At 61.5% G+C, this 24366-nt stretch carries 26 protein-coding genes and 1 other RNA gene; 8 read left to right on the top strand and 19 right to left on the bottom strand.

What is annotated here, in order from left to right; all coding sequences use genetic code 11:
- From mraY to rsmI, 9 genes are all read right to left on the bottom strand, one after another.
- Entirely contained in the window at positions 1-1083 is a 1083-nt protein-coding gene (gene mraY / locus AB7M33_RS13645) for a phospho-N-acetylmuramoyl-pentapeptide-transferase (RefSeq protein WP_027594013.1), read from the bottom strand.
- Positions 1083-2450, bottom strand: a complete 1368-nt coding sequence (locus AB7M33_RS13640; RefSeq protein ID WP_274887979.1) for a UDP-N-acetylmuramoyl-tripeptide--D-alanyl-D-alanine ligase — start codon at positions 2448-2450, stop codon at positions 1083-1085. The genes mraY and AB7M33_RS13640 overlap by 1 nt, the downstream gene beginning before the upstream one ends.
- Positions 2443-3933 (bottom strand): UDP-N-acetylmuramoyl-L-alanyl-D-glutamate--2,6-diaminopimelate ligase, encoded by a 1491-nt coding sequence (locus AB7M33_RS13635; protein WP_265968567.1) that lies wholly within the window; start codon positions 3931-3933, stop codon positions 2443-2445. Before AB7M33_RS13635 ends, AB7M33_RS13640 begins: the two co-directional genes overlap by 8 nt.
- Positions 3930-5666, bottom strand: a complete 1737-nt coding sequence (locus tag AB7M33_RS13630; protein ID WP_172960429.1) for a peptidoglycan D,D-transpeptidase FtsI family protein — start codon at positions 5664-5666, stop codon at positions 3930-3932. Before AB7M33_RS13630 ends, AB7M33_RS13635 begins: the two co-directional genes overlap by 4 nt.
- Positions 5666-5959 (bottom strand): cell division protein FtsL, encoded by a 294-nt coding sequence (ftsL, locus tag AB7M33_RS13625; protein ID WP_027594009.1) that lies wholly within the window; start codon positions 5957-5959, stop codon positions 5666-5668. The genes AB7M33_RS13630 and ftsL overlap by 1 nt, the downstream gene beginning before the upstream one ends.
- Positions 5956-6903 carry a 16S rRNA (cytosine(1402)-N(4))-methyltransferase RsmH gene (gene rsmH, locus AB7M33_RS13620; RefSeq protein WP_446731405.1) on the bottom strand — a complete coding sequence of 316 codons (948 nt, stop codon included), beginning with the start codon at positions 6901-6903 and terminating at the stop codon, positions 5956-5958. The genes ftsL and rsmH overlap by 4 nt, the downstream gene beginning before the upstream one ends.
- Positions 6900-7355, bottom strand: a complete 456-nt coding sequence (gene mraZ, locus AB7M33_RS13615; protein WP_004575120.1) for a division/cell wall cluster transcriptional repressor MraZ — start codon at positions 7353-7355, stop codon at positions 6900-6902. Before mraZ ends, rsmH begins: the two co-directional genes overlap by 4 nt.
- A gap of 308 nt (positions 7356-7663) precedes the next feature.
- Positions 7664-8037: RNase P RNA component class A (rnpB, locus tag AB7M33_RS13610), an RNA gene on the bottom strand.
- A gap of 67 nt (positions 8038-8104) precedes the next feature.
- Positions 8105-8980 (bottom strand): 16S rRNA (cytidine(1402)-2'-O)-methyltransferase, encoded by an 876-nt coding sequence (gene rsmI, locus AB7M33_RS13605; RefSeq protein WP_027594007.1) that lies wholly within the window; start codon positions 8978-8980, stop codon positions 8105-8107.
- Positions 8981-9167: 187 nt separating this feature from the next.
- Between rsmI and AB7M33_RS13600 the strand changes: the two genes are divergently transcribed.
- The 5 genes from AB7M33_RS13600 (at position 9168) to AB7M33_RS13580 (ending at position 12972) form a co-directional block, all read left to right on the top strand.
- Positions 9168-10985 (top strand): penicillin-binding protein activator, encoded by a 1818-nt coding sequence (locus tag AB7M33_RS13600; protein WP_099455242.1) that lies wholly within the window; start codon positions 9168-9170, stop codon positions 10983-10985.
- Complete coding sequence (locus tag AB7M33_RS13595) at positions 10985-11356, top strand: YraN family protein (protein ID WP_454242975.1); 372 nt, start codon at positions 10985-10987, stop codon at positions 11354-11356. The genes AB7M33_RS13600 and AB7M33_RS13595 overlap by 1 nt, the downstream gene beginning before the upstream one ends.
- Positions 11357-11442: 86 nt before the next feature.
- Complete coding sequence (locus tag AB7M33_RS13590; protein WP_012274070.1) at positions 11443-12036, top strand: phosphoheptose isomerase; 594 nt, start codon at positions 11443-11445, stop codon at positions 12034-12036.
- The gene (locus tag AB7M33_RS13585; protein ID WP_027594004.1) at positions 12033-12611 is read left to right on the top strand and encodes a BON domain-containing protein; all 579 of its coding nucleotides are present in this window, start codon (positions 12033-12035) and stop codon (positions 12609-12611) included. Before AB7M33_RS13590 ends, AB7M33_RS13585 begins: the two co-directional genes overlap by 4 nt.
- A gap of 142 nt (positions 12612-12753) precedes the next feature.
- Complete coding sequence (locus tag AB7M33_RS13580; protein ID WP_099430372.1) at positions 12754-12972, top strand: YgdI/YgdR family lipoprotein; 219 nt, start codon at positions 12754-12756, stop codon at positions 12970-12972.
- Positions 12973-13018: 46 nt separating this feature from the next.
- On the opposite strand, the gene AB7M33_RS13575 is transcribed toward AB7M33_RS13580, so the two are convergent.
- The 7 genes from AB7M33_RS13575 to rplM all read right to left on the bottom strand — a co-directional run bounded on the left by AB7M33_RS13575 (position 13019) and on the right by rplM (position 17883).
- A complete protein-coding gene (locus AB7M33_RS13575; RefSeq protein WP_027594002.1) occupies positions 13019-13450 on the bottom strand; it encodes a ClpXP protease specificity-enhancing factor in 432 nt (143 codons plus the stop codon).
- A gap of 10 nt (positions 13451-13460) precedes the next feature.
- Positions 13461-14084 carry a glutathione S-transferase N-terminal domain-containing protein gene (locus AB7M33_RS13570; RefSeq protein WP_099430373.1) on the bottom strand — a complete coding sequence of 208 codons (624 nt, stop codon included), beginning with the start codon at positions 14082-14084 and terminating at the stop codon, positions 13461-13463.
- A 117-nt stretch (positions 14085-14201) separates the two neighbouring features.
- Entirely contained in the window at positions 14202-14981 is a 780-nt protein-coding gene (locus tag AB7M33_RS13565; protein WP_027594000.1) for a cytochrome c1, read from the bottom strand.
- Positions 14981-16192 carry a cytochrome b gene (locus tag AB7M33_RS13560; protein ID WP_027593999.1) on the bottom strand — a complete coding sequence of 404 codons (1212 nt, stop codon included), beginning with the start codon at positions 16190-16192 and terminating at the stop codon, positions 14981-14983. Before AB7M33_RS13560 ends, AB7M33_RS13565 begins: the two co-directional genes overlap by 1 nt.
- The gene (gene petA, locus AB7M33_RS13555) at positions 16192-16785 is read right to left on the bottom strand and encodes a ubiquinol-cytochrome c reductase iron-sulfur subunit (protein ID WP_027593998.1); all 594 of its coding nucleotides are present in this window, start codon (positions 16783-16785) and stop codon (positions 16192-16194) included. Before petA ends, AB7M33_RS13560 begins: the two co-directional genes overlap by 1 nt.
- Positions 16786-17047: 262 nt before the next feature.
- Complete coding sequence (rpsI, locus tag AB7M33_RS13550) at positions 17048-17440, bottom strand: 30S ribosomal protein S9 (RefSeq protein WP_009404633.1); 393 nt, start codon at positions 17438-17440, stop codon at positions 17048-17050.
- Positions 17441-17454: 14 nt separating this feature from the next.
- Positions 17455-17883 carry a 50S ribosomal protein L13 gene (rplM, locus tag AB7M33_RS13545; RefSeq protein ID WP_008097538.1) on the bottom strand — a complete coding sequence of 143 codons (429 nt, stop codon included), beginning with the start codon at positions 17881-17883 and terminating at the stop codon, positions 17455-17457.
- A 257-nt stretch (positions 17884-18140) separates the two neighbouring features.
- Here rplM and AB7M33_RS13540 point away from each other — a divergent pair, with 257 nt between their 5' ends.
- Together AB7M33_RS13540 and AB7M33_RS13535 are read left to right on the top strand one after the other, a co-directional pair.
- Positions 18141-19181 carry an NADP(H)-dependent aldo-keto reductase gene (locus AB7M33_RS13540; protein ID WP_099430374.1) on the top strand — a complete coding sequence of 347 codons (1041 nt, stop codon included), beginning with the start codon at positions 18141-18143 and terminating at the stop codon, positions 19179-19181.
- Between the two features lie 213 nt (positions 19182-19394).
- Positions 19395-20315: a GlxA family transcriptional regulator gene (locus AB7M33_RS13535; RefSeq protein ID WP_172960431.1), complete on the top strand. Its 921-nt coding sequence runs from the start codon at positions 19395-19397 to the stop codon at positions 20313-20315.
- Positions 20316-20430: 115 nt separating this feature from the next.
- Here AB7M33_RS13535 and zapE read toward each other — a convergent pair whose 3' ends face one another.
- The 3 genes from zapE to AB7M33_RS13520 form a co-directional block, all read right to left on the bottom strand.
- The gene (gene zapE / locus AB7M33_RS13530) at positions 20431-21525 is read right to left on the bottom strand and encodes a cell division protein ZapE (protein ID WP_027593995.1); all 1095 of its coding nucleotides are present in this window, start codon (positions 21523-21525) and stop codon (positions 20431-20433) included.
- An 85-nt stretch (positions 21526-21610) separates the two neighbouring features.
- Positions 21611-22960 carry a tryptophan--tRNA ligase gene (locus AB7M33_RS13525; protein ID WP_099430375.1) on the bottom strand — a complete coding sequence of 450 codons (1350 nt, stop codon included), beginning with the start codon at positions 22958-22960 and terminating at the stop codon, positions 21611-21613.
- Positions 22961-22985: 25 nt separating this feature from the next.
- Entirely contained in the window at positions 22986-23621 is a 636-nt protein-coding gene (locus tag AB7M33_RS13520) for an alpha/beta hydrolase (RefSeq protein ID WP_027593993.1), read from the bottom strand.
- 135 nt (positions 23622-23756) lie between these two features.
- Between AB7M33_RS13520 and AB7M33_RS13515 the strand changes: the two genes are divergently transcribed.
- On the top strand, positions 23757-24194 hold the full coding sequence (locus AB7M33_RS13515) for a YhcB family protein (protein WP_027593992.1): 438 nt from the start codon (positions 23757-23759) through the stop codon (positions 24192-24194).
- The last annotated feature ends 172 nt before the right edge of the window (positions 24195-24366 follow it).

The following is a 24366-nucleotide window of genomic DNA, read 5'->3' as shown; positions in this document are numbered from 1 at the left end:
CTACCTCAGTTTCAGGGTTGCAAGGCCGACCAGCACCAGAATCACGGTGATGATCCAGAAACGGACGATCACCCGTGGCTCAGGCCAGCCCTTGAGTTCAAAGTGGTGGTGGATCGGCGCCATGCGGAACACACGCTTGCCGGTCAACTTGAAGGAGGCGACCTGGATCACCACCGACAGGGTCTCCACCACGAAGATGCCGCCCATGATGAACAGGACGATTTCCTGGCGAACGATCACCGCGATGGTGCCCAGCGCGGCGCCCAGCGCCAGCGCGCCAACGTCACCCATGAAGACTTGCGCCGGGTAAGTGTTGAACCACAGGAAGCCCAGGCCAGCGCCGATCAATGCGCCGCAGAACACGATCAGTTCCCCTGAACCCGGCACATACGGGATCAGCAGGTACTCAGCGAATTTCACGTTACCCGACAGGTAGCAGAAGATGCCCAATGCACCGCCCACCATGACCGTTGGCATGATGGCCAGGCCGTCAAGGCCATCGGTGAGGTTGACCGCGTTGCTGGAGCCGACGATGACGAAGTAGGTCAGAACGATGAAGCCAACGCCCAGCGGGATGGTGACATCCTTGATGAACGGCAGGATCAGTGTGGTTTCGACGCTGGTCGGGGCGGTCTTGTAAAGGAAGACCGCAGCAGCCAGGCCAAACACCGACTGCCAGAAGTACTTCCAGCGGCTTGGCAAGCCACGGGAGTTCTTTTCTATCACCTTGCGGTAGTCGTCGACCCAGCCAATGGCGCCAAACGCCAGGGTGACGATCAGCACGACCCACACGTAGCGGTTGGACAGGTCAGCCCACAGCAGGGTGCTGACGGCGATAGCGGACAGGATCAGCGCGCCGCCCATGGTGGGGGTGCCGGATTTGGACAAGTGCGATTGCGGGCCGTCGTTACGGACAGCCTGACCGATCTGGCGGATCTGCAGGGTACGGATCATCCAAGGGCCCAGCCACAGCGCCAGTGACAACGCGGTCAGTACACCGAGGATCCCGCGCAGGGACAGGTACTGGAAGACCGCGAAGCCTTTATGGAACTGTTGCAGATACTCAGCCAACAGCAGCAGCATTAATGTTTCTCCCCGCTTGAACCACACAAAGCCGCCACGACGTTTTCCATCGCAGCGCTACGCGAGCCCTTGATCAAGATTGTGGTGTCGCTGGCATTTTCGGCGCTAACCGCGTCGATCAGCTCAGCTTGAGTAGCGAAATGACGGCCATTGGCGCCGAACGCCTTGACCGCATGTGTCATGTTGGTACCCACTGCGTACAGGGCGTCGACCTTGCCACGCGCGTAGTCACCCACCTGACGGTGGCCTTCTTCCGCCCATTGGCCCAATTCGCCGATATCCCCGAGCACCAGGACGGTGCGGCCGGAAAAGCCGGCGAGTATATCAATGGCCGCGCACATGGAGGTGGGATTTGCGTTGTAACTGTCGTCGATCACGCGCACACCATTTGGCGCGATCTGCGCCACGGTGCGGCCCTTGACCGGTTGCACGGCGTTCAGCCCGGCGGCGATGCCGCTCAGGCTCAGACCGACGGCATGGGCAGCGGCGGCGGCGGCCAGCGCGTTGCTGACGTTGTGCTCGCCCAGCACGTTGAGTTGCACGTCTACGGTTTCACCGGCGCCATGCAGCTTGAACGACGGGCAACCACGCGCATCACGACCAATGTCGGTGGCATGGAAATCGGCGCTAACGTTAGTGCGGGCGAAGCTGATGACCGTGTGCGCCCCTGCACGTGCCTTCCAGATGCCAAAGGCCTTGTCGTCCAGGTTGAGGATGGCCGTGCCGCCCTCGCCCAGGCCTTCGAGGATCTCGCCCTTGGCTTCGACAATTTTCTCAGGGCCGCCGAACTCACCCACGTGGGCGGTGCCGGCGTTATTGATGATGACCACCTGGGGCTGGGTCAGGCCGACGGTGTAGCGGATCTCACCGATGCGCGAAGCGCCGAGTTCGATCACCGCCGCGCTGTGCTCCGGGGCAATTTCCAGCAGGGTCAGCGGGGCACCGAGGTCGTTGTTCAGGTTGCCGCGCGTGGCATGCACCAGGCCACGGGTGCGCAGGATGCTGGCCAGCATTTCCTTGACCGTGGTCTTGCCGCTGGAGCCGGTGATGGCTACGACAGGCTTGTCGAACGCAGCACGGTTCAGCGCCCCGAGCTGGCCCAGGGCCAGACGGCAGTCGGCGACCAGCAACTGCGGCAGGTCGACATCGGCAACTTCGCGCTCGACCAGTGCGGCAACGGCGCCCTTGGCTTTTACATCGGCCAGGTAATCATGGCCATCGAAGCGTGGCCCCGTCAGCGCGACGAACAACTGCCCGGCGGTAACGCTGCGGCTGTCGATGCTGACGCCGTTAAAGCTGGCGTCGGCGTTGACCAGGCGAGCACTCAGTGCTGTGGTCAGCTGGCTGAGTGTCATGGCTTTAAGCATGTGGAGCCTCCCAGGCTGCAAGTGCCTTCTCGGCTTCGACCAGATCGGAGAAATCGTGGCGCTCGCCGTGAATCTCCTGGTAATCCTCGTGCCCCTTGCCGGCCAGGACGATAACGTCATCGGCTGCGGCAGTGGCGATCAGGTGGGCGATGGCTTCGCCGCGGCCAGCGACGAACTCGACGCTGTCTGGCTTGGCAAAACCAGGGCGGATATCGTCGAAGATCCGCAGTGGGTCTTCACTGCGCGGGTTGTCATCGGTAACCAGCACGCGGTCGGCCAGGCGCTCGGCCACGCCGGCCATCAGCGGGCGCTTGCCACGGTCACGGTCGCCACCGCAGCCGAACAGGCACAGCAGCTTGCCGTGCGCATGTGGGCGCAGGGCCTCGAGTACTTTTTCCAGGGCATCCGGGGTGTGGGCGTAATCGACCACCACCAGCGGTTTGTCGCCGCCACCCAAGCGCTGCATGCGGCCAACCGGCCCTTGCAACTGCGGGGTGACCTTGAGAATTTCGTCCAGCGAATAATCCAGTGCCAGCAGCGTGGCTACGGCCGCGAGCATGTTGCTCAGGTTGAAGCGGCCAAGCAGCTGGCTGCGCAACGTACGCTCACCCTGGGCGGTCACGAGGATTGCGCGCACGCCATCGTCATCGAAGGTGGCTTCACGGCAATACAACGACGCTTCCGGGTTTTCCAGGCTGTAGCTGAGCAGCCGGGTCTCGATATGATCGGCACTCGGACGGCGGGCATACGCCAGCGCCAGGCGGCGGCCAAAATCGTCGTCCAGGTTGACCACCTGGCAGCGCAGGCTGCGCCAGGCGAACAGCTTGGCCTTGGCGGCCTCATAGGCCTCCATGCTGCCGTGGTAATCCAGATGATCACGGGACAGGTTGGTCATGACCGCGATATCGAATTCCAGCGCGGCGACGCGCCCCTGCTCCAGGGCATGCGAGGACACCTCCATCGCCACGGCCTTGGCACCGCCCTTTTTCAGGTCGTAGAGCGTCGACTGCACCGCGATCGGGTCTGGCGTGGTCAGGCGGCCGCTCTGCAGCTCACCGTAGAAGCCGGTACCCAGGGTGCCGATCAGGCCGCAACGCTGGCCCAGCACGTCAAGCGCTTGGGCCACCAGTTGCGTGACACTAGTCTTGCCGTTGGTGCCGGTAACCCCGACCAGGTTCAACTGGCGGCTCGGTTCGCCATAGAAGCGACCGGCGATATCCGACAGCTGGGCGATCAGGCCCTTGACCGGAATCAGCGGCACGTCGGTGATCGGCAGCACGGTAGCGCCCTGCTCTTCGTAGGCAACGGCGGCAGCACGACGGGCCAAGGCATCGGCGATATGGTCGCGGCCATCGACCTTGGCACCCGGGACGGCCAGGAACAGGTCACCCGGACGCACGGCGCGGCTGTCCAGGGTCAGCTCGCGGATCAGCGGATCGCGACTGGCGTGGGCGAAAAGCTTGCTCAATGGCATTGTCATCATCCACGCCCTCCCTTGGCGGCAGCTGCAGTGACTTGTGGTTGTGCGGTGGGTGGCGGCGGCAGGTTGTCTGGCGGCACGTTCATCAAACGCAGGGTGCCCGACATGACCTTGCTGAACACAGGCGCCGAAACCAGACCACCGAAGTAGCCGCCCTTGCTCGGTTCATCAATGACCACGACGATGGCGTAACGCGGATCGCTCATCGGGCCGAAGCCTGCGAACAGCGAGCGGTAGGCGTTTTCGGTGTAGCCCTTGGAACCAACGGTCGCCTTACGCGCCGTACCGGACTTGCCACCCACGTGATAGAACGGCACCTGCGCACGGAATACCCCGCGCGGCGCCTCGATCACCTGCTGCAGCATGCCTTGGACGGTTTCGGCGGTTTCTTTCGGAATCGCCTGAACAGCCTCGGGCGCCTTGTCCACCTTGAGGATCGACAGCGGCACCATCTTGCCGTCGTTGGCCAGCGCCGCGTAGGCATGCACCAGCTGCAGAGCAGTCACCGATACGCCATAGCCATAGGACAGGGTCGCGGTCTCGGCCTTGCGCCACTCACGGTGGTTAGGCAGGTTGCCCACCCGCTCGCCCGGGAAGCCCAGGCCGGTGTATTGCCCCAGGCCAACCTGGGACATGACCCGGTAGATGGCCTCGCCACCGATGTCGAAAGCGATCTTGCTCATGCCGACGTTGGAGGAGTTGATCAGGATGCCGGTCAGGTCGAGGATCGGGCCCTCGCTGCGGGAAACGTCCTTGATGGTGTAGCGGCCGATCTGCAGGCTGCCCGGGTAAACCTCGACCTTGTCGGTGGTTTTCCAGCGCCCGCTCTGCAGCGCCGCACTCATGGAGATCGGCTTCACGGTCGAACCTGGCTCGAACACGTCGATGATCGCCCGGTTACGCATTGCGGCAGGGAACATGCTGCGGCGGTTGTTCGGGTTGTAGGTCGGCTGGTTGACCATGGCCAGGACTTCACCGGTCTTGACGTCCATGATCACCAGGCTGCCGGCCTTGGCTTCCTGTTCGGCAATGGCGTTGCGCAGTTCGCGAGTGGCCAGGTATTGCAGGCGCAGGTCTATCGACAACGCCAAGGTCTTACCGGCCTTGGCGTTTTTGGTGACCTGAATGTCCTTGATCAGCCGGCCACGCCGGTCCTTGATCACCTGTCGCTTGCCCGGCACGCCGGCCAGCCATTCGTCGTAGGCCAGCTCTACCCCTTCACGCCCGTGGTCATCGAGGTCGGTAAAGCCGACCATGTGCGCGGTGACATCACCGGCCGGGTAGAACCGGCGGAACTCTTCCAGGCCATACACGCCCGGCACTTTCAGGTCGAGCACCTGCTGGCCCTGCTCCGGGGTCAGCCCGCGGACCAGGTAGATGAATTCCTTGTTGGCCTGTTGAGTCAGGCGCTCGGTCAACTGCTGGGCGTTTTGCCCCAATGCAGCCGCCAGCTGCGGCCAACGGTCCTTGGCGGCCTGCATTTCCTTGGGGTTGGCCCACAGGGTGGTGACCGGCGTACTGACCGCCAACGGCTCGCCGTTGCGGTCGGTGATCAGGCCACGGTGCGCAGGAATCGGAATATGCCGCAGGCTGCGGGCGTCACCCTGGCCCTTGAGGAAGTCACGGTCGACGACCTGCAGGTCGATGATGCGCCAGCAGATGGCACCCACCATCAGTGCCAGCAAACCGATCACTACCCGGAAGCGCCAGGGGTAGAGTGCGCCTTCGAGCTTCATCATGGCGCCACCATCCGCACTTCGTCAGCCGCAGGGACGCGCATTTTCAATTGCTCGGAAGCGAGGCTCTCGATACGGCTGTGGGCGGTCCAGGTGCTTTGCTCAAGGATCAAGCGCCCCCATTCGGCCTGGGCCTTGTCACGCTCGCTCAATTCGCCGTACAGGGTATTGAGCAACTGACGGTTCCAGTGGGCGCTGTAGGACACGGCGATGGCCGAAACCAGGACACCGACGAACAGCAGAAGCATCAGGAAGCTTCCGCCTGGCAATGGCTTGGCAAACAGCCTGCTCACCGCAGCTTCTCCGCCACCCGCATCACGGCGCTGCGCGACCGCGGGTTGGCCTTGAGCTCAGCCTCGGACGCGAACTGCGCCTTGCCGATGAGCTTGATTTTCGGTTCGAAGACCTTGTGCTGTACCGGCAGGTTGCGCGGCAGGTTGTCTGCCTCGCCCTTGACCAGCTTGCGCATGAACAATTTGACGATGCGGTCTTCGAGCGAGTGGAAGCTGATGACCGCCAGGCGACCACCGATTTCCAGCGCATCAAGCGCGGCCTCAAGCCCAGCCTCAAGGTCACCCAACTCGTTGTTGACGTGGATGCGCAGGCCTTGGAAGGCACGGGTGGCCGGGTTCTTGCCCTTTTCCCACGCCGGGTTGGCGACCTTGAGCACTTCGGCCAGGTCGGCAGTACGGGTGAAGGGCTGCTTTTCGCGGCGTTCCACGACGGCGCGCGCCATGCGCCCGGCAAAACGCTCCTCGCCGTACTCTTTGAATACGCGGGCAATTTCTTCCACGGATGCGGTAGCGATGAACTCGGCAGCGCTGATGCCCTGGTCAGGGTTCATGCGCATGTCCAGCGGGCCATCATTGAGGAAACTGAAGCCGCGCTCAGGATCATCCAGCTGCGGCGAGGAAACGCCCAGGTCAAGCAGGATACCGCTGACCTTGCCAGCCAGGCCGCGTTCGGCCACTTCCGCGCCCAACTCGGCAAAGCTGCGCTGCACAATGACAAAGCGGCCGTCTTCGGCCGCCAGCGCTTGCCCTGTGGCAATCGCCTGTGGATCTTTGTCGAAGCCCAGCAGCCGCCCTTGCGGCCCGAGCTTGCTGAGGATCAGACGGCTGTGTCCGCCACGGCCAAAGGTGCCGTCCAGATAGCAACCGTCGGCGCGCAGGGCCAATGCCTCGACAGCTTCGTCGAGCAGGACGGTAATGTGGTTGAAGCCGCTATCTATGGTCACAGGATCAGGTCACGCAATTCGTCGGGCATGGCGCCCGGTTGTTGAATAGCTGCAAGGTCGGCTGCCGAAACCGCGTTCCAGGCATCCTCATCCCACAGCTGGAATTTGTTCAGTTGCCCCACCAGCATCGCCTTCTTGTCGAGCTTGGCGTACTCACGCAGGCGGGGCGGTACCAGGAAACGCCCACTGCCATCGAGCTCCAGGTCAACCGCATTACCGATCAGCAAACGCTGCAGGCGGCGGTTTTCCTCACGCAACGACGGCAAGGCACGCAACTTGGCTTCTATCTGTTCCCACTCATCGAGGGGGTAGACACACAAGCAGGGGTCTACAGCATCGATGGTCACGATCAGCTGACCATTGCAACGCGAATCGAGCTCGTCGCGGTACCGGCTCGGCATGGCGAGACGGCCTTTGGCATCGAGGCTGACGGCGTTGGCTCCGCGGAACACGGCTGCGATTCCCCACAATGGTAGCTTTTTTGTGCCAGAAAACCCACTTCATCCCACTTTCTGCCACTTGCGCACACTATAGGAATCCGCCCGCTGCACCGTCAAGGCACGTTCATAAGGAAAAGCCTTACAGGACCGAGATTTAGCGCGATAAAGGAATGTGGAAAGAGTTCAGGCGGGAAAAAAACACGAGAAAAATCAAACCCACGCAAGCGTATGGAGTTCGAAGTTAAAGTGATTTATTAAGAGTAAGATTTTTTCGGTATTACCAGCGCGCGCCTGCTATCGATTCAAGCAGGGAGGGAGAGGTGGAGAGTCGATCTGTAAGCCGGGTTTTGTCGAGGACAGTCATTCCTCTACGACGGCCATCACTGGACGCCTCTAGCAACCTACCCGGTTCCGACGCGGGCCACGCCTAATGGAACCCTATTTGGTCTTGCTCCGAGTGGGGTTTACCTAGCCACGAACTGTTGCCAGTCGCGCGGTGCGCTCTTACCGCACCTTTTCACCCTTACCGGCACCGAAGTGCTTAGGCGGTTATTTTCTGTGGCACTTTCCGTAGGCTCACGCCTCCCAGGCATTACCTGGCACTCTGCCCTATGGAGCCCGGACTTTCCTCCCCCTGCCGTTTCGCAACAAAAGCTGCGGAACAAAAGCAGGCAGCGACTGTCCAATCGACTCTCCGCTGACAAGGTTAACGGCAGCCGCGCTCAAGAACAAGCGATACCGTAAACTATATCAAATTGCCACTACTGTGCTTTCTGCTTTTCCAAGGCAAGTTGATACAACAGGTTCTTACGTACGCCGGTAATTTCCGCCGCAAGTGCCGCCGCCCGTTTGAGCGGCAACTCCGCTAACAGCAAGTCCAGCACACGCTGCGCCTCGACACTGATGGCCTGCTCGCCCTCAGGCGCACTCCAGCCGCCCACCAATACAACGCACTCTCCGCGCTGCTGATTGCTATCGGCCGCGACAAAAGCACGCAACTCGGCCAAGGGCAGCCCTTTGAGGGTTTCGAAGGTTTTGGTCAGCTCGCGCGCCAACAGCGCCGGGCGCTCAGCACCGAACACCGCCTCCATGTCTTCGAGGCACTCGAGGATGCGGTGAGGGGCCTCATAGAAGATCAACGTACGTGGCTCTTCCTTCACCTGCTCCAGGCGTGCCCGGCGCCCCGCCGTCTTCGCCGGCAAAAAGCCTTCGAAGATGAAACGGTCGGAGGGCAGACCCGCCGCAGAAAGCGCGGCGATCAACGCGCACGCACCGGGCACCGGCACCACATTCACACCCGCCGCCCGCGCCTGGCGCACCAGGTGGTAGCCAGGGTCGGAAATCAACGGCGTACCGGCGTCGGACACCAGCGCCACGTTGTCGCCGGCCAACAGCTTGGTCAGGAAACGCCCACCTTCGTCACGTTCATTGTGCTCATGGCAGGCCGCCAGCGGTGTGTCGATACCGAAATGCTGCAGCAGGCGGATCGAGTGGCGCGTGTCCTCGGCCGCGATCAGGGCGACATCCGCCAGCACCTTCAGCGCCCTGGCGCTCATGTCGTCGAGGTTGCCGATGGGCGTTGCGACCACATACAGCGTACCCACGGTGGATTTCGAAGCCCCTGCCACATCAGTCACTGCGCACACCTGTCTTTCGGATCAAAGGCGCCATTGTAGCCCGAGCGCCCGCAACAGGGCGCAAAGAACTTCGCAGGCGTTCACCGGCCAGCCGCCTATAGTGAAGGATCAGCATCAGCAACATCGCGCCCCGGCCAGTGCTTGGGTACAATTGCCGGCCAACTTGATCGAGTAACAGGACCTTTACATGATCGCTTGCCTGCGGCTGCTCTCAGCCCTCTGCCTCGCTACCCTGCTGGCAGCCTGCGCCAGCTCGCCCTCATCCAGCCTGGGCGAGCTGCCGCGCACTCCGGACGCCAGTATCGAGCAACTGCTCGAAAAGGCCGCCTCCAGCAAGTCCGCGGAAGATGCCGCCCTGCTGCGCCTGAGCGCCGCAGACCTTGCGTACAAGCAGAAGGACTACCCGCGCGCCGCACGCATTCTCGAGCAGGTCCCGATGGACACGCTCAAGCCCGCCCAGCAAGTGTTCGCCAGCACCCTTGGCGCCGAGCTGGCGATGAGCCGCAACCAGCCCAAAGCGGCGCTGAGCGCGCTGTCGCACCCCAGCCTGCAGCGCGTTGGCGAACTGCCGGTAGAACAGCAAGCACGCACCTACAGCGTCCACGCGGCCGCCCTTGAAGCCGATGGCCAGTCGCTAGCAGCGGCACAACAGCGCATCCTGCTCGCCCCGCTGCTCAGCGGCCAGGCCGCCAGCGCCAACAATGACGCCATCTGGGCACTGGTTGCCGCATTGCCGGCAGAGCAGTTGCAGCAGCCCGCCACCGACCCGGTCCTGGCCGGCTGGACCAGCCTGGCCCTGGCGGTGAAAACCGCCGGCACCCTGGAGCAACAGCAAGCCGCCATCGATGCCTGGCGCAAACAGCACCCGGACCACCCAGCCGCCCAGCAACTGCCGGTGGCGCTGGTCAAGCTCAAGGAGCTGGCCAGCCAACCATTGACCAAGATCGCCCTGCTGCTGCCCCAGGAAGGGCCTTTGGCGGGTGTCGCCCGCGCGCTGCGCGATGGTTTCATGGCCGCTCACTTCCAGGCCCAGCAGTCGGGCCAACCGGCGCCAGCCGTGCAGGTATTCGACAGCTCGCGCATCACCTCGCTGGACGACTTCTACCGCCAGGCCCAGGCCGCTGGTGTGCAACTTGTAGTCGGCCCGCTGGAAAAACCCCTGGTGAAGAAGCTCGCTGCTAATCAGCAGTTGCCAATCACCACGCTGGCACTGAACTATGCAGACGCCGGCCAGACAGCCCCGCCGCAACTCTTCCAGTTCGGCCTCGCCGCTGAAGACGAAGCCCGCGAAGTCTCGCGCCGCGCCCGCGCCGACGGCAAGGTACGTGCCGTTGCCCTGGTGCCAAGCGGTGAATGGGGCGACCGCGTGCTCGCCGCTTTCCGCAAAGACTGGGAAAGCAACGGCGGCACCCTGCTCGCCGCCGAGCGCATCGCTCAGCCGGTCGCCCTGGCCCAGCAAATTGCCGACCTGTTCCAACTGCGCCAAAGCGAAGGCCGCGCCAAGAGCCTGCAAAGCACGGTAGGCGGCAACATCGCCGCGCAGCCATCGCGCCGCCAGGACATCGACTTCATCTTCCTCGCCTCGACGCCGCAGCAGGCCCAGCAGATCAAGCCGACGCTGAACTTCCAGTACGCGGGCGACGTGCCGGTCTACGCCACCTCGAACCTGTACAGCGCCAGCGGTGACGTCAACCAGTACAACGACATGAACGGCATTCGCTTCTGCGAAACACCGTGGCTGCTCGACACCAGCAACAGCCTGCGCCAGCAAGTGGTCCAGCAATGGCCACAAGCAGCCGGCAGCCTCGGCCGCCTGTACGCCATGGGTGTGGATGCCTACAGCCTGGCGCCGCGCTTGGGCCAGCTGAAAGCCCTGCCGGATAACCGCATCCAGGGCCTGTCCGGCAGCCTGAGCATGAACGCCAACCAGCGCATCGAACGTCAACTGCCGTGGGCCGAGTTCGCCGGTGGCCAGGTCAAGCGCCTGCCAGACACCGCCCGCTGATGCCCGACGCATCGCCTACCCAGGCCGGCCATGCAGCCGAAAACCTTGCCCTTGAGTACCTCCAAGGGCAAGGTTTGCAGCTGCTGACACGCAATTGGCGATGCAAAGGCGGTGAGCTTGATCTGGTCATGCTCGACGCCGATACAGTAGTATTCGTCGAAGTCCGCTACCGGCTGCACGCGAGCTTCGGTGGCGCCCTCGGCAGTATCGACGGGCGCAAGCAGAAACGGCTGGTGCTGGCTGCCAGCCTTTTCCTGCAGAAGGAGTGCCGCTGGGCCACACACCCCTGCCGCTTCGACGTTGTCGCCCTGCAGGGCAGCCACCACGCAGGCAGACCGCTTCAATGGCTGAAAAACGCCTTCGAATGCTGAACCCACTTCATATTTTTTGCTCTATGTTTCGCGGGCTGGTCGTTGATGCGCGCAGCAAAGGCCACCGCCCCACTTAAGGTCACCAGATGGACATGCAATCCCGAATTCGCCGGCTGTTCCAGGCCAGCATCGATACCAAGCAACAGGCAATGGACATCCTGGCACCGCACATCGAGCAGGCCAGCCTGGTCATGGTCAATGCGCTTCTCAACGAGGGCAAGATGCTCGCCTGCGGCAACGGCGGCTCGGCCGGCGATGCCCAGCACTTCTCGTCAGAGCTGCTCAACCGCTTCGAGCGCGAGCGCCCGAGCCTGCCGGCCATCGCATTGACAACCGACAGCTCGACACTGACCTCGATTGCCAATGACTACAGCTACAACGAAGTCTTTTCCAAACAGATTCGCGCCTTGGGCCAGCCCGGCGATGTGTTGCTGGCGATTTCCACCAGCGGCAACTCGGCCAACGTGATTCAAGCGATCCAGGCCGCACATGATCGCGAAATGATTGTCGTAGCATTGACTGGACGTGACGGTGGCGGCATGGCTTCGCTGCTGCTGCCCGAGGACGTGGAAATCCGCGTGCCCTCGACAGTCACCGCGCGTATCCAGGAAGTCCACCTGCTGGCGATCCACTGCCTGTGCGACCTGATCGACAGCCAACTGTTCGGGAGTGAAGAATGACCCCTATGCGCCTCGGCCTGATGGCCCTGACCCTGTGCCTGAGCGTTACCGGCTGCAGCTCGGTGCTGACCTCCACCCGCAATTCGCCAATCGAGGACGATCGCGGCACGCGCACCATTGGCAGCAAGATCGATGACTCGCTGATCGAAACCAAGGCTGCGGTGAATATTTCCAAGGCCAGCCCAGACCTGGACAAGGGCTCGCACATCGTTGTCAGCAGCTACAACGGTATTGTCCTGCTCGCCGGCCAAACCCCGCGCGCCGACCTCAAGAGCCTGGCCGAGCAGACTGCAGGCCAAGTGCAGCGCGTGAAGAAGGTGCACAACGAACTGCAGGTGATGCAGCCGTCCTCCATCCTCGCGCGCAACAACGACGCCTGGCTGACCACCAAGATCAAGACCCAGATGCTGACCGACAACGCCGTGCCAAGCTCGCGGATCAAGGTGATTACCGAAAACGGTATCGTCTACCTGCTCGGCCTGGTGACCCAGCAAGAGGCCAACGCCGCCACCGGCGTGGTTCAGAGCGTGTCGGGCGTGCAGAAGATCGTCAAGCTGTTCGAGTACATCGACTGATTCATTGGCCTGTTCCGATCTCATCGCCGGCAAGCCGGCTCTCGCAGGGTTCGTGGTTTACCTGTGGGAGCCGGCTTGCCGGCGATGAGGCGCATACAGGCCACCACAAAGCTTTACCCTTCAGAAATTCAGGAAACACCGCATGAAGAAGCTCCTGCTGCCTGCCCTGCTGATTGGCACCTTCGCCACCCTGGCCGGCTGCTCCACCCCTAGCCTGATCACCCTGAACGACGGCCGCGAGTTCCAGGCCGTCGACGCGCCGCGCTACGAGAAAGCCACCGGCTTCTACGAGTTCCAGCAACTCGACGGCAAACGCACCCGCATCAACAAAGACCAGGTGCGCACCATCAGCGACCTGTAATCGCAGGTGCAAATAAAAAGGCGATCCGGTTGGATCGCCTTTTTTGTTACTTGACCACTTTGAGGCTCGGCCGGCCTGTCGGACGCGGCGGCTGGCCACCCCCTTCAGGTGGGCCGTCATCATCCGGCTCGACGTCGTCGTCTTCCAGCTCATCGCCTTCCAGCAACGACGGCTCCAGCTCGAAGACCATGCCCTGCCCGTTCTCACGGGCGTAGATACCGAGGATCGCACCAATCGGCACGAACAACGTGTGGGCGACGCCGCCGAAGCGGCCCTCGAAGCTCACCGCATCGTTATCCATGTGCAGGCTGCGCACGGCGCTCGGCGAGATATTCAGGACAATCTGACCATCACTGGCAAAACCTTGCGGCACCTGGACTGCCGGGAACTCGGCATTGACCAGCATATGAGGCGTGCAATCGTTGTCGACGATCCACTCGTACAGTGCTCGAACCAGATAGGGGCGACTGGAGTTCATCAACAGCTCCTTAAAGCTTGCGCATTTCACGTTCTACGGAGGACAGGCTCGCCATGAAAGGCTCGCGGGCGAACTGTCGCTCCATGTAATCTAGCAGCGGCTTGGCTTGCCGCGGCAATTCGATACCCATGACCGGCAAACGCCAGAGTATGGGCAATAGACAACAATCGACCAGGCTTTGCTCATCACTCATGAAGCAGGCGAACTCACCGAACAGCGGCGAGACACCGGTCAAGCTCTCACGCAGCGCCTTGCGCGCCTCGGCCCGGGCAGCGTCAGTGCTGCGCGCGTCGAGCACGGTGTCCGCCAGGGCACACCAGTCACGCTGGATGCGGTGCATGAGCAGGCGGCTGTTGCCGCGCGCCACAGGGTACACCGGCATCAAGGGTGGATGCGGGTAACGCTCTTCGAGGTATTCCATCACCACGGTCGACTCATACAACGCCAGGTCGCGGTCGACCAAGGTCGGCACGCTCCCATAGGGGTTCACCTCAACCAGCTTGGGCGGCAGACGGCCAGGATCGACGTCGACGATCTGCACGCTGATGCCTTTTTCGGCAAGAACGAGGCGTACCCGATGAGAATAGTGATCAGCGGGATCGGAATAGCAGGCTAACCTGTTGGTTGCGCCCATGTAGCGCCTCCTCGCACGAGATGCTCGTAAAACTCTAAATGAAAACGCGCCCGGGGTACCCTGGCAAATCTGCTAGGGCCCCCCGGGCGCGTTCAACTACCAGAAATTACTGCGTGATCAGTGCACGTCCTTCCAGTATTCACGCTTGAGCAAATAGGCGAATACGAAGAAGAAAGCCAGGTACAGCAACACATAGGTACCAATGCGCTGGCTTTCCAGTTTGACCGGGTTGGCCGAATAGGCCAGGAAGGTCACCAGGTTCTTGACCTTCTCGTCGAACTGCTCGGTCGTCAGGGTACCGGAATTCGGCGTGATGGTCAGCTGGTCGCACGCTTCATGGGTCAATGGGCTGCCCGTCAGCGGGTCAAACTGCTTCTTGCCATCGACCACACTCTGCACCTGCTTGCAGCCAACCACCTGGTTGCCCTGCAGGCCGACCAGTACGTTGGGCATGCCGACGTTAGGGAACACCTTGTTGTTCACCCCATAAGGACGCGACTTGTCCTCATAGAAGCTGCGCAGGTAGGTGTACAGCCAATCGGTACCCCGCACCCGGGCGACCAGGGTCAGGTCGGGTGGCGCGGCGCCGAACCAGGTCTTGGCATCGCTTGGCTTCATGCCGATGTTCATGTGGTCACCAATCTTGGCACCGGTGAACACCAGCTTTTCAAGCATCAGCTCGTGGGGGATACCCAGGTCATCGGCGACCCGCTCGTAGCGCTGGAACTTGGCGCTGTGGCAACCCATGCAATAGTTGGCAAAGGTACGCGCACCATCCTGCATGGCAGCTTTGTCGGTCAGGTCGATGTCGACCTTGTCCAGCTCCAGGCCGTGTTCCGCAGCAAAGGAAAAGGCAGGCATCACTGCCAGCAAAAATACTGCAATCAACTTTTTCATCAGCCAGTCACCCTTTCCGGAACCGGTTTGGTCTTCTCGAGCCTTGTGTAGAACGGCATCAGCAGGAAGTAGGCGAAGTACAACACCGTGCACACCTGCGACAGCAAGGTGCGCCCTGGTGTCGGTGCCAGCACGCCCAATATGCCGAGGATGACGAAGGCCACGCAGAACACCAGCAGGAAGAGCTTGCTGATCCAGCCTTTGTAACGCATGGAGCGCACAGGGCTGCGGTCGAGCCAAGGCAACACGAACAGCACGGCGATGGCGGCCCCCATGGCGATCACACCCATGAGTTTGTCAGGCACCGCACGCAAGATCGCGTAGAACGGCGTGAAGTACCACACCGGCGCAATGTGCTCAGGCGTCTTGAAGGCGTTCGCCTGCTCGAAGTTCGGTTTCTCCAGGAAGTAACCGCCCATTTCCGGGAAGAAGAACACCACGGCGCAGAACACGAAGAGGAACACGACCACGCCGACAATGTCCTTGACGGTGTAGTACGGGTGGAACGGAATGCCGTCCAGCGGGATACCGTTTTCGTCCTTTTTCTTCTTGATGTCGACGCCATCGGGGTTGTTCGAACCCACTTCATGCAAGGCCAGGATGTGCAGCACCACCAGGCCCAGGATGACGATCGGCAGGGCTACCACATGCAGGGCGAAGAAGCGGTTCAGGGTAATACCGGAAATCAGGTAGTCACCACGAATCCACTGGGTGAGGTCGTCGCCGATCACCGGAATCGCACCGAACAGCGAGATGATCACCTGGGCACCCCAGTACGACATCTGCCCCCAAGGCAGCAGGTAGCCCATGAAGGCTTCTGCCATCAGCGCCAGGTAGATCAGCATGCCGAACAGCCAGACCAGCTCACGTGGCTTCTGGTAGGAGCCGTAGAGCAGCCCGCGGAACATGTGCAGGTAGACCACGATGAAGAACGCCGACGCGCCGGTGGAGTGCAGGTAGCGCAGGATCCAGCCGTATTCCACGTCACGCATGATGTACTCGACCGAGGCGAAGGCCTCTTCCGCCGAGGGCGTGAAGCTCATGGTCAGCCACACACCGGTGACGATCTGGTTGACCAGCACCAGCAACGCCAGGGAGCCGAAGAAATACAGGAAGTTGAAGTTCTTGGGCGCGTAATACTTGCTCAGGTGGTCTTCCCACATCTTGGTGGCGGGGAAGCGCGCATCAATCCAGTCCATGAACTTGCTCATCATGCGTTCTCCTGATCGACGCCGATGACAATGATGTCGTCCGACTCATACGAGTGCGGCGGCACTGGCAGGTTGAGAGGCGCCGGCTGCGACTTGTAGACACGGCCAGCCAGGTCGTAGTGGGAACCGTGGCACGGGCAGAAATAGCCCCCTACCCACTTTGGCCCCAGGTCGGCGGGCGCCACTTCAGGGCGGAACGTTGGTGAGCAGCCCAGGTGGGTGCACAGGCCTACAAGAATGAGTATTTCCGGCTTGATCGAGCGCACCTGCGGGTCGACGTAGGTGGGTTGCACAGAGGCCTTCGACTCGGGGTCGGACAGGTCTGCGGTAATCTTCTTGAGGTTCCCGAGGATCTCCTCCGTTCGCCGTACGATGAACACAGGCTGGCCACGCCACTCGGCCACCATCTGCTGCCCGGCCTCGACCTTGGCGATATTCACCTTCACCGGTGCACCCGCGGCTTTCGCCTTGGCACTGGGAAACCATGACCCCACGAACGGTACCGCAGCCCCCACTGCCCCCGCCGCCCCGACCACAGAGGTCGCGGCTACGAGGAAGCGGCGCCGGCCTGCGTTGACGCCGTCATTGCTCATTCAGTCCTCTCCCATCAGCTTGCTTGGCCTGTTGGATCAGGCCTGTACTTAGGTAATGTCTGTGGCACTAAAAATTGGCCGCCATGGTAAGAAACAAATCCACACACTGACAAGGTGATTACCCGGTTACGGGCTACAACCCTCGCTTTGCTTGATCTGCGTCTATGCGGTAAGCCGTCACGGACATGCTGACAGGTTAGTTCAAGACATAAAAAAAGCCCGGTTCCAAAGGAACCGGGCTTTTTCGACTGCCGAAGCGAAATTAACGCTTGGAGTACTGAGGACGCTTACGCGCTTTACGCAGACCCACTTTCTTACGCTCAACTTCACGAGCGTCGCGGGTGACGTAGCCAGCACGACGCAGAGCGCCACGCAGGGTTTCGTCGTATTCCATCAGAGCGCGGGTGATACCGTGACGGATCGCACCGGCTTGACCGCTGACACCACCACCAGCAACGGTGACGTAGATGTCGAACTTCTCAACGGTCTCGGTCAGTTCCAGCGGCTGGCGAACAACCATGCGAGCGGTTTCGCGGCCGAAGAACACGTCCAGAGAACGGTTGTTGATGGAAATGTTACCAGTACCCGGACGCAGGAAAACGCGAGCGGTTGCGGTCTTGCGACGGCCAGTGCCGTAATTTTGAGTCGCCGACATAATGAACTATCCCGTTAGATCTTCAGTTCTTGAGGCTGCTGAGCAGTGTGTGGGTGAGCAGCACCCGCGTACACTTTCAGCTTACGGTACATGTCGCGACCCAGCGGGTTCTTCGGCAGCATGCCTTTGACCGCGGTTTCGATAACACGCTCAGGGGCCTTGGCGATCAACTTCTCGAAGTTGATTTCCTTGATACCGCCTGGGAAGCCGGAGTGGGAGTAGTACATTTTGTCGGAAGACTTGGCGCCAGTTACACGGATTTGCTCGGCGTTGATGACGACGATGTAGTCGCCGGTGTCAACGTGAGGGGTGTATTCTGGTTTGTGTTTGCCACGCAGACGGCTAGCGATTTCGGTAGCCAGACGACCCAGGGTCTGGCCAGCGGCGTCGACTACGAACCACTCGCGCTTTACTGTTTCCGGTTTAGCAGTAAAAGTTTTCATTCTCTAAAGCCTCAGAGGCCGCCCAGCGAAAAATAGACGGCGAATCTTACTGGATAGTGCACAGCTTGCCAAGGGCAAGCGCGCAGCCGAACACAGACGCTTTTGGGGGCTCGGGTCGGGCACGCCAATGTTCGACGGGGTTCTTCCTGCGTGGTGGTGCATCACTTCCGCCACACGGAGAGGTGCCGAATTATCCAGATTGCGCGAAAAATTTCAACCTGCTTTTATGGGCTTCTTTACCAAGGAGAGTTTTCCCGATGGAATACCGCCAGCTCGGCCGTACCGATCTCAACGTCAGCGCCCTGTGCCTGGGCACCATGACCTGGGGCGAACAGAACGTTCAGGACGAGGCCTTCAAGCAGATTGCGATGGCCAAGGCCGCCGGGGTCAACTTCATCGACACCGCCGAAATGTACCCGGTGCCACCGCGCCCAGAGACCTATGCCGCCACCGAGCGCATCATCGGCAACTGGTTCCGCGAAAAGCGTGATCGCGACGACTGGATCCTGGCCAGCAAGGTCGCAGGCCCCGGCAACGGCATCAGCCACATCCGTGATGGCCAGCTCAAGCACAACCGCCAGCACATCGTCGCGGCGCTGGACGAAAGCCTGAAACGCCTGCAAACCGACCGCATCGACCTGTACCAACTGCACTGGCCGGAGCGCAGCACCAACTTCTTCGGCAAGCTGGGCTATCAGCACCTGCCACAGGACCACTTCACCCCACTGGAAGAAACCCTCGAAGTGCTCGACGAGCAGGTGCGCGCGGGCAAGATCCGCCACATTGGCCTGTCCAACGAAACGCCGTGGGGCACCATGAAGTTCCTGCAACTGGCAGAAGCCCGCGGCTGGCCGCGCGCGGTGTCGATCCAGAACCCGTACAACCTGCTCAACCGCAGTTTCGAGGTGGGCCTGGCGGAAATCGCCATCCGTGAGCAATGCGGGCTGCTGGCTTATTCGCCGCTGGCCTTTGGCATGCTGTCGGGCAAATACGAGAACGGCGCCCGGCCAGAAAAAGGCCGCCTGACGCTGTTCAGCCGCTTCGCCCGCTACTCCAACCCGCAGACCGTGGCGGCCTGCAGCCGCTATGTGCAACTGGCCCAGGCACATGGGCTGGACCCGGCGCAGATGGCCTTGGCGTTCGTCACACGCCAGCCGTTCGTGACCAGCAACATTATCGGTGCGACTAGCGTCGAACAGCTCGAGAGCAACCTGGCGAGCCTGGACCTGAAGCTGAGCGATGAGCTGCTGGCGGCGATCGAGGCGATCCATCAGGACCAGCCCAACCCGGCGCCCTGAACCCAGTGCAACGCTGTCCCTTTCGCGGGTGAACTCGCGAAAGGGACCGTGCAATTCTGCGGGGTAGACACAATCGCCAAAAAATAAGACGATCCAGCCGGTGATTGACCACTCTACCCTATAAGAACAATGACAATGATGTTTACCCAACCCTCCGCGTCGCTGCGGCGCGTCAGCATCCTGGCCATTGACAAGGTGTTCGCTTCGACCTTGATGCAAGCCAAGGATTTCTTCCACCTCGCCAGCCTGCGGTACAGCAAGCAATTGGGCCTGGGCCTGCAGCCCATGTTCGAAATTGGCCTGGTGAGCCCAGACGGCCAGCCCGTGGACAGCTTCAGTAATGTCCAGCTGCCGGTAGACGGCGGCCTGAACGATGCCGATATCATCATCCTCCCAGCGTTCTGGGACGACTTCGACAACCTCATGCAGCGTTATCCACAGGTGTTGCCGTGGCTGCGCGAGCAACATGCCCGTGGCGCCGTGCTGTGCGCTGAAGCCTCTGGCGTGTTCTGGCTGGCCGAGTCCGGCCTGCTCGACGGCAAGGAGGCGACGACCTACTGGCGTTTCTTCGCCAATTTTGCCGAGCGTTTTCCGAAAATCCGCTTGAATCAGGACAAGCACCTGACCGATGCCGACAATATCTATTGCGCGGGCGGCGCGACGTCGGCCTGTGACCTGTATATCTACCTGATCGAGCGCTTCTGCGGTGCCAACGTGGCCCGCGCCGTGGCCCGCGACATCCTTTACGAAGTGCAGCGCAACTACACCCCGGGGCGCATGGGTTTTGGTGGGCAGAAACTGCACCAGGACCTGATCATTCTGCAGATCCAGCATTGGCTGGAAGAGCACTTCGCCGACAAGTTCCGCTTTGAGGACGTGGCCCGCAACCACGGCATGAGCATTCGCAACTTCATGCGCCGCTTCCAGGGCGCAACGGGCGACAAGCCGCTGCATTACCTGCAACGGCTAAGGATCGAGACCGCCAAGGGCTTGTTGTCGAGCACGCGCAAGAGCATCAAGACCATCAGCTACGAAGTGGGCTACGACGACGCCAGCTTCTTTGCCCGGTTGTTCCGCCAGCACACGGAGTTGTCGCCGAACCAGTATCGGCAGCAGTTCATGCAAGAGGCTTGAGGCCTAGGGGCCGCTACGCGCCCCATCGCGACACAAGGCCGCTCCTACAAAAGAACGCGATCTCTTGTAGGAGCGGCCTTGTGTCGCGAAAGGGCTGCGCAGCAGCCCCCATGCCTTACGGCTTGTGCGCGCGCGACAGGAACTCGTGCGACTGCATCTCCAGCAACCGGCTCAAGGTCCGCTGGAATTCAAAGCTCAGCCGGCCACCGGTGTACAGGTCCTTCAACTCCACCTCAGCCGAAATGATCAGCTTGACGTTACGGTCATAGAATTCGTCGACCATGTTGATGAACCGGCGGGCGATATCATCGGTGGCAACGCCCATCTGCTCGACATTGCTCAGCAATACCGCATGGAAGATCTTGCCCAGCTCGATGTAGTCGTTCTGGCTACGCGGCCCGTCGCACAGGGCGCGGAAGTCGAACCAGGCGACGTCATCGCAGGTGCGCAGGGCGTTGATCGGGCGGTTCTCGATCATCAGCACGTCGTTCTCGACAGCCTGGGTGCACTCAGGGGTCAGCGCCTTGAAGCTGGCACGCATGCTCTGGTGTGCGGCGTCATTGAGCGGGAAGTGGAACAGTTCGGCCTGCTCCAGATGGCGCAAGCGATAGTCGACGCCACTGTCGACGTTCACCACGTCGGTGTACTGCTTGATCATGGCGATGGCGGGCAGGAAGCGCGCACGCTGCAGGCCGTCCTTGTACAGGCCGTCCGGCACGATGTTGGACGTCGCCACCAAGGACACGCCGTTCTTGAACAGCTCCTCCATCAAGGTGCCGAGGATCATCGCATCGGTAATGTCGGAGACGAAGAACTCGTCGAAGCAGATGACTTTGGCTTCATCGCTGAAACGCTTGGCGATGAGGGTCAGCGGGTTTTTCTCGCCCTTGAGGGTTTTCATTTCCTCGTGCACGCGCTTCATGAAGCGGTGGAAGTGCGTCCGCATCTTCTGCTTGAACGGCAGCGCCTCGTAGAAGGTGTCGACCAGGTAGGTCTTGCCACGCCCTACCCCACCCCAGAAGTACAGGCCCTTGACCGGCGTCTGCTCTTTCTTGCCGAACAGCTTGCCGAACACGCCCGGCTTGTTGTTCTGCGCGTGTACCAGGTCGTCGTACAGGCGCTGCAAGTGACGCACCGCAGTCTCCTGCGCCGCATCATGGAAGAAGTCGGGACGTTTCAGATCTGCTTGGTATCGTTCTAGGGGCGTCATGATTTCGTTAGCGAGGCAACAAAAAACGGGCCGTCACTGTAGCGACAGGCCCGCTTAATGGCAATCAGACTTGCGTCAAACTGTCTCAGTCCTGCTGTGGCACCAGGGCCTCGTGCAGGCTTTGAACAGCCGCATCACGGGCTTCGGCCGTGTCGAACTGCGGCCCTTCAGCCACCTGCTCGCCATTCAGCCACAGGCTGAAGCTCAGCCCTTCAGCACGCACATCGGCTTCGCCACCTTGCTGCAGCTGCTTGCTTACAGCGCCAGCACTCTTGCCGTCGGCGAAGCTGCGCGACAGCAACAGTTGCTCGCCGTCGGCGGCCAGCAGGCGGAAGCGGAAGCTGCCATCCTCGTCACGGAAGCTGACGAACCGCGCGCTCTTGGCGGCCTTTTTCTTCACTTCGGTGTTGGCCTGCACGCTGCTGCGGAACGAACGCAGGCCAACGGCTTCGCGCAGTTGCTCAAGAAACGGCGTGGCGATCTTGCGGGCCTTGGCGGCACCGGCCAACAGGATGTCTTCCAGGTCCGATGGACGCGAGATCAGTTGATGGTAGTGGTCGCGCTTCTCGGCCAGTTGCCCATCCAGCAGCTGGAACAGACGCTGCTTGGCGTCGCCCCAGCCCAGGCCCTGCAGCAGCTCTTCGCGGAACCCGGCGCATTGCTCCGGCGTCGAGAAGGCCTGGTACAGGGTGAACAAGTGCGAAGTGTCCGGGTCTTTCGCTTCGCCCGGCGCGCGCGAGTCGGTCACAATGCGCGAAATAGCGTCTTTCATGTCCTTCGCGCTGGTGAACAGCGGGATGGTGTTGTCGTAACTCTTGGACATCTTGCGCCCGTCCAGGCCCGGCAACGTCGCCACGCTCTCTTCGATCACCGCCTCCGGCAGGGCGAAGAAGTCCTTGCCCTGGCCGAACAGGTGGTTGAAGCGCTGGCCAATGTCACGGGCCATTTCCACGTGCTGGATCTGGTCACGGCCGACCGGCACCTTGTGGGCGTTGAACATCAGGATGTCGGCGGCCATCAGCACCGGGTAGCTGAACAGCCCCATGGTCACGCCGGCGTCCGGGTCTTCACCGTTCTCGACGTTCTTGTCCACCGAGGCCTTGTAGGCATGGGCACGGTTAAGCAGGCCCTTTGCAGCAACGCAGGTCAGCAACCAGGTCAGCTCGGGGATTTCCGGGATGTCGGACTGGCGGTAGAAGGTCACCTTGTCCGGATCGAGGCCACCGGCCAGCCAAGTGGCAGCGATTTCCAGGCGCGAGCGCTGGATGCGCAGCGGGTCGTCGCACTTGATCAGGGCGTGGTAGTCGGCCAGGAAGTAGAACGAATCGGCACCGGGTTGCTGGCTGGCGCGGATCGCCGGGCGAATGGCGCCGGCGTAGTTGCCCAGGTGCGGGGTGCCGGTGGTGGTGATACCGGTAAGGATGCGCGTGGTCATGGGTGTTCGCTTATTCAGGCTTGGCTCAATTCGAAAGGCGCGGCAGCAGCAGATCCTTCAGATCGGTCAGCTTGCCATGGAAGAAGTGTCCGCATTCTGCCACTTTCAGCAGCTCATGGGGGCGCGACAGGGTGTCAGACCATTCGTAGACCAACTGCGGATCGACGACCTCGTCGCTGTCGGGCTGCACCAGGGTGATCGGGCAGCGCTGCGGCAACGGGAATTCGTCTGTCAGGCGCATCACCGCCGGGGCGATCATGAACAGGTGTTGCAACTCAACGCCAGCGCTTTCCAGGCGCCCTGCCAGGCTGGTCGCGACGAAACCACCGAACGAGAAGCCCATCAGCACCACCGGCAGCTCAGGGTGCTTCGCGCGCAACCAGGCAGCCGCTGCCTCGGCATCGGCCACCTCGCCCGCGCCCATGTCATGGCTGCCGGCGCTTTGGCCGACACCCCGGTAGTTGAAGCGCAGGGTCACGTAACCGGCGTCACGCGCGGTGCGTTGCAACGTCGAAACTACCTTGTTGAGCATGGTGCCGCCCTGGACCGGGTTGGGGTGGCAGATCAGCACCACGCCGCGGGCATCGGCCACGTCCAGGTACAAGGCTTCCAACTGGCCACAAGGGCCATCGATGAACAAGGGGGTTTCGCGGACAAGCAAGGCACTACTCCGTGACCTCGGGAAGGGTCGATTCGTCTAGGTGAGGAATTCTGTTCTGATTTGCGATCGCTCGCGGTATACAGCGCAGGTCTGAGCCGTTAACGTAAAGCAAAGCCGTTTATAGAGGAAGGACTCGTGGAACTCTCGCTCCTTGTTTGGTTGTTGCCGACCCTGGCCCTGGTCATCGGCGTGGTGGTTGGTTTCGTCGTAGCCCGCCTGCTACCCAATGCCGCGCCGAGCAGCACGCAACGTCAACTGGATGACATCCAGCAGCGTTTCGACAGCTACCAGAACGAAGTGGTCACCCACTTCAACAGCACCGCCGTACTGGTCAAGAAACTCACCCAGAGCTACCAGGATGTCCAGGATCACCTCGCCGATGGCGCCAACACCCTGGCCCTCGACGACGTCACCCGCCAACGCCTGCTGGCCGCCCTGCACTCCGAAGCGGCCCAAGGCCCACGCGACCGTCTGACCCCGCCGAAGGACACCGCCGAAGTGCCACGCGACTACGCGCCAAAAACGCCGAACTCGCCGGGTATGCTCGATGAGAGCTACGGGCTCAAGCGTTGAGCTGATGCATTGAAAAAGGCCTCGAAAGAGGCCTTTTGTTTTTCTGAGGGGCAGCATTGCCTAGCAATCGGCACCGAGCCTGCAACAGGTTCACGCAACTTACTCAGCACACATTTCCGAGTGCCTCTCGGCCACGTATTACCTGAACCTGCATAAGTCTATCCAACCCAGG

Source organism: Pseudomonas sp. Y3 TE3536 (assembly GCF_053629175.1).
Note: the sequence above shows the minus strand (reverse complement) of the source record. Positions and strands in the feature narration are given on the sequence as shown.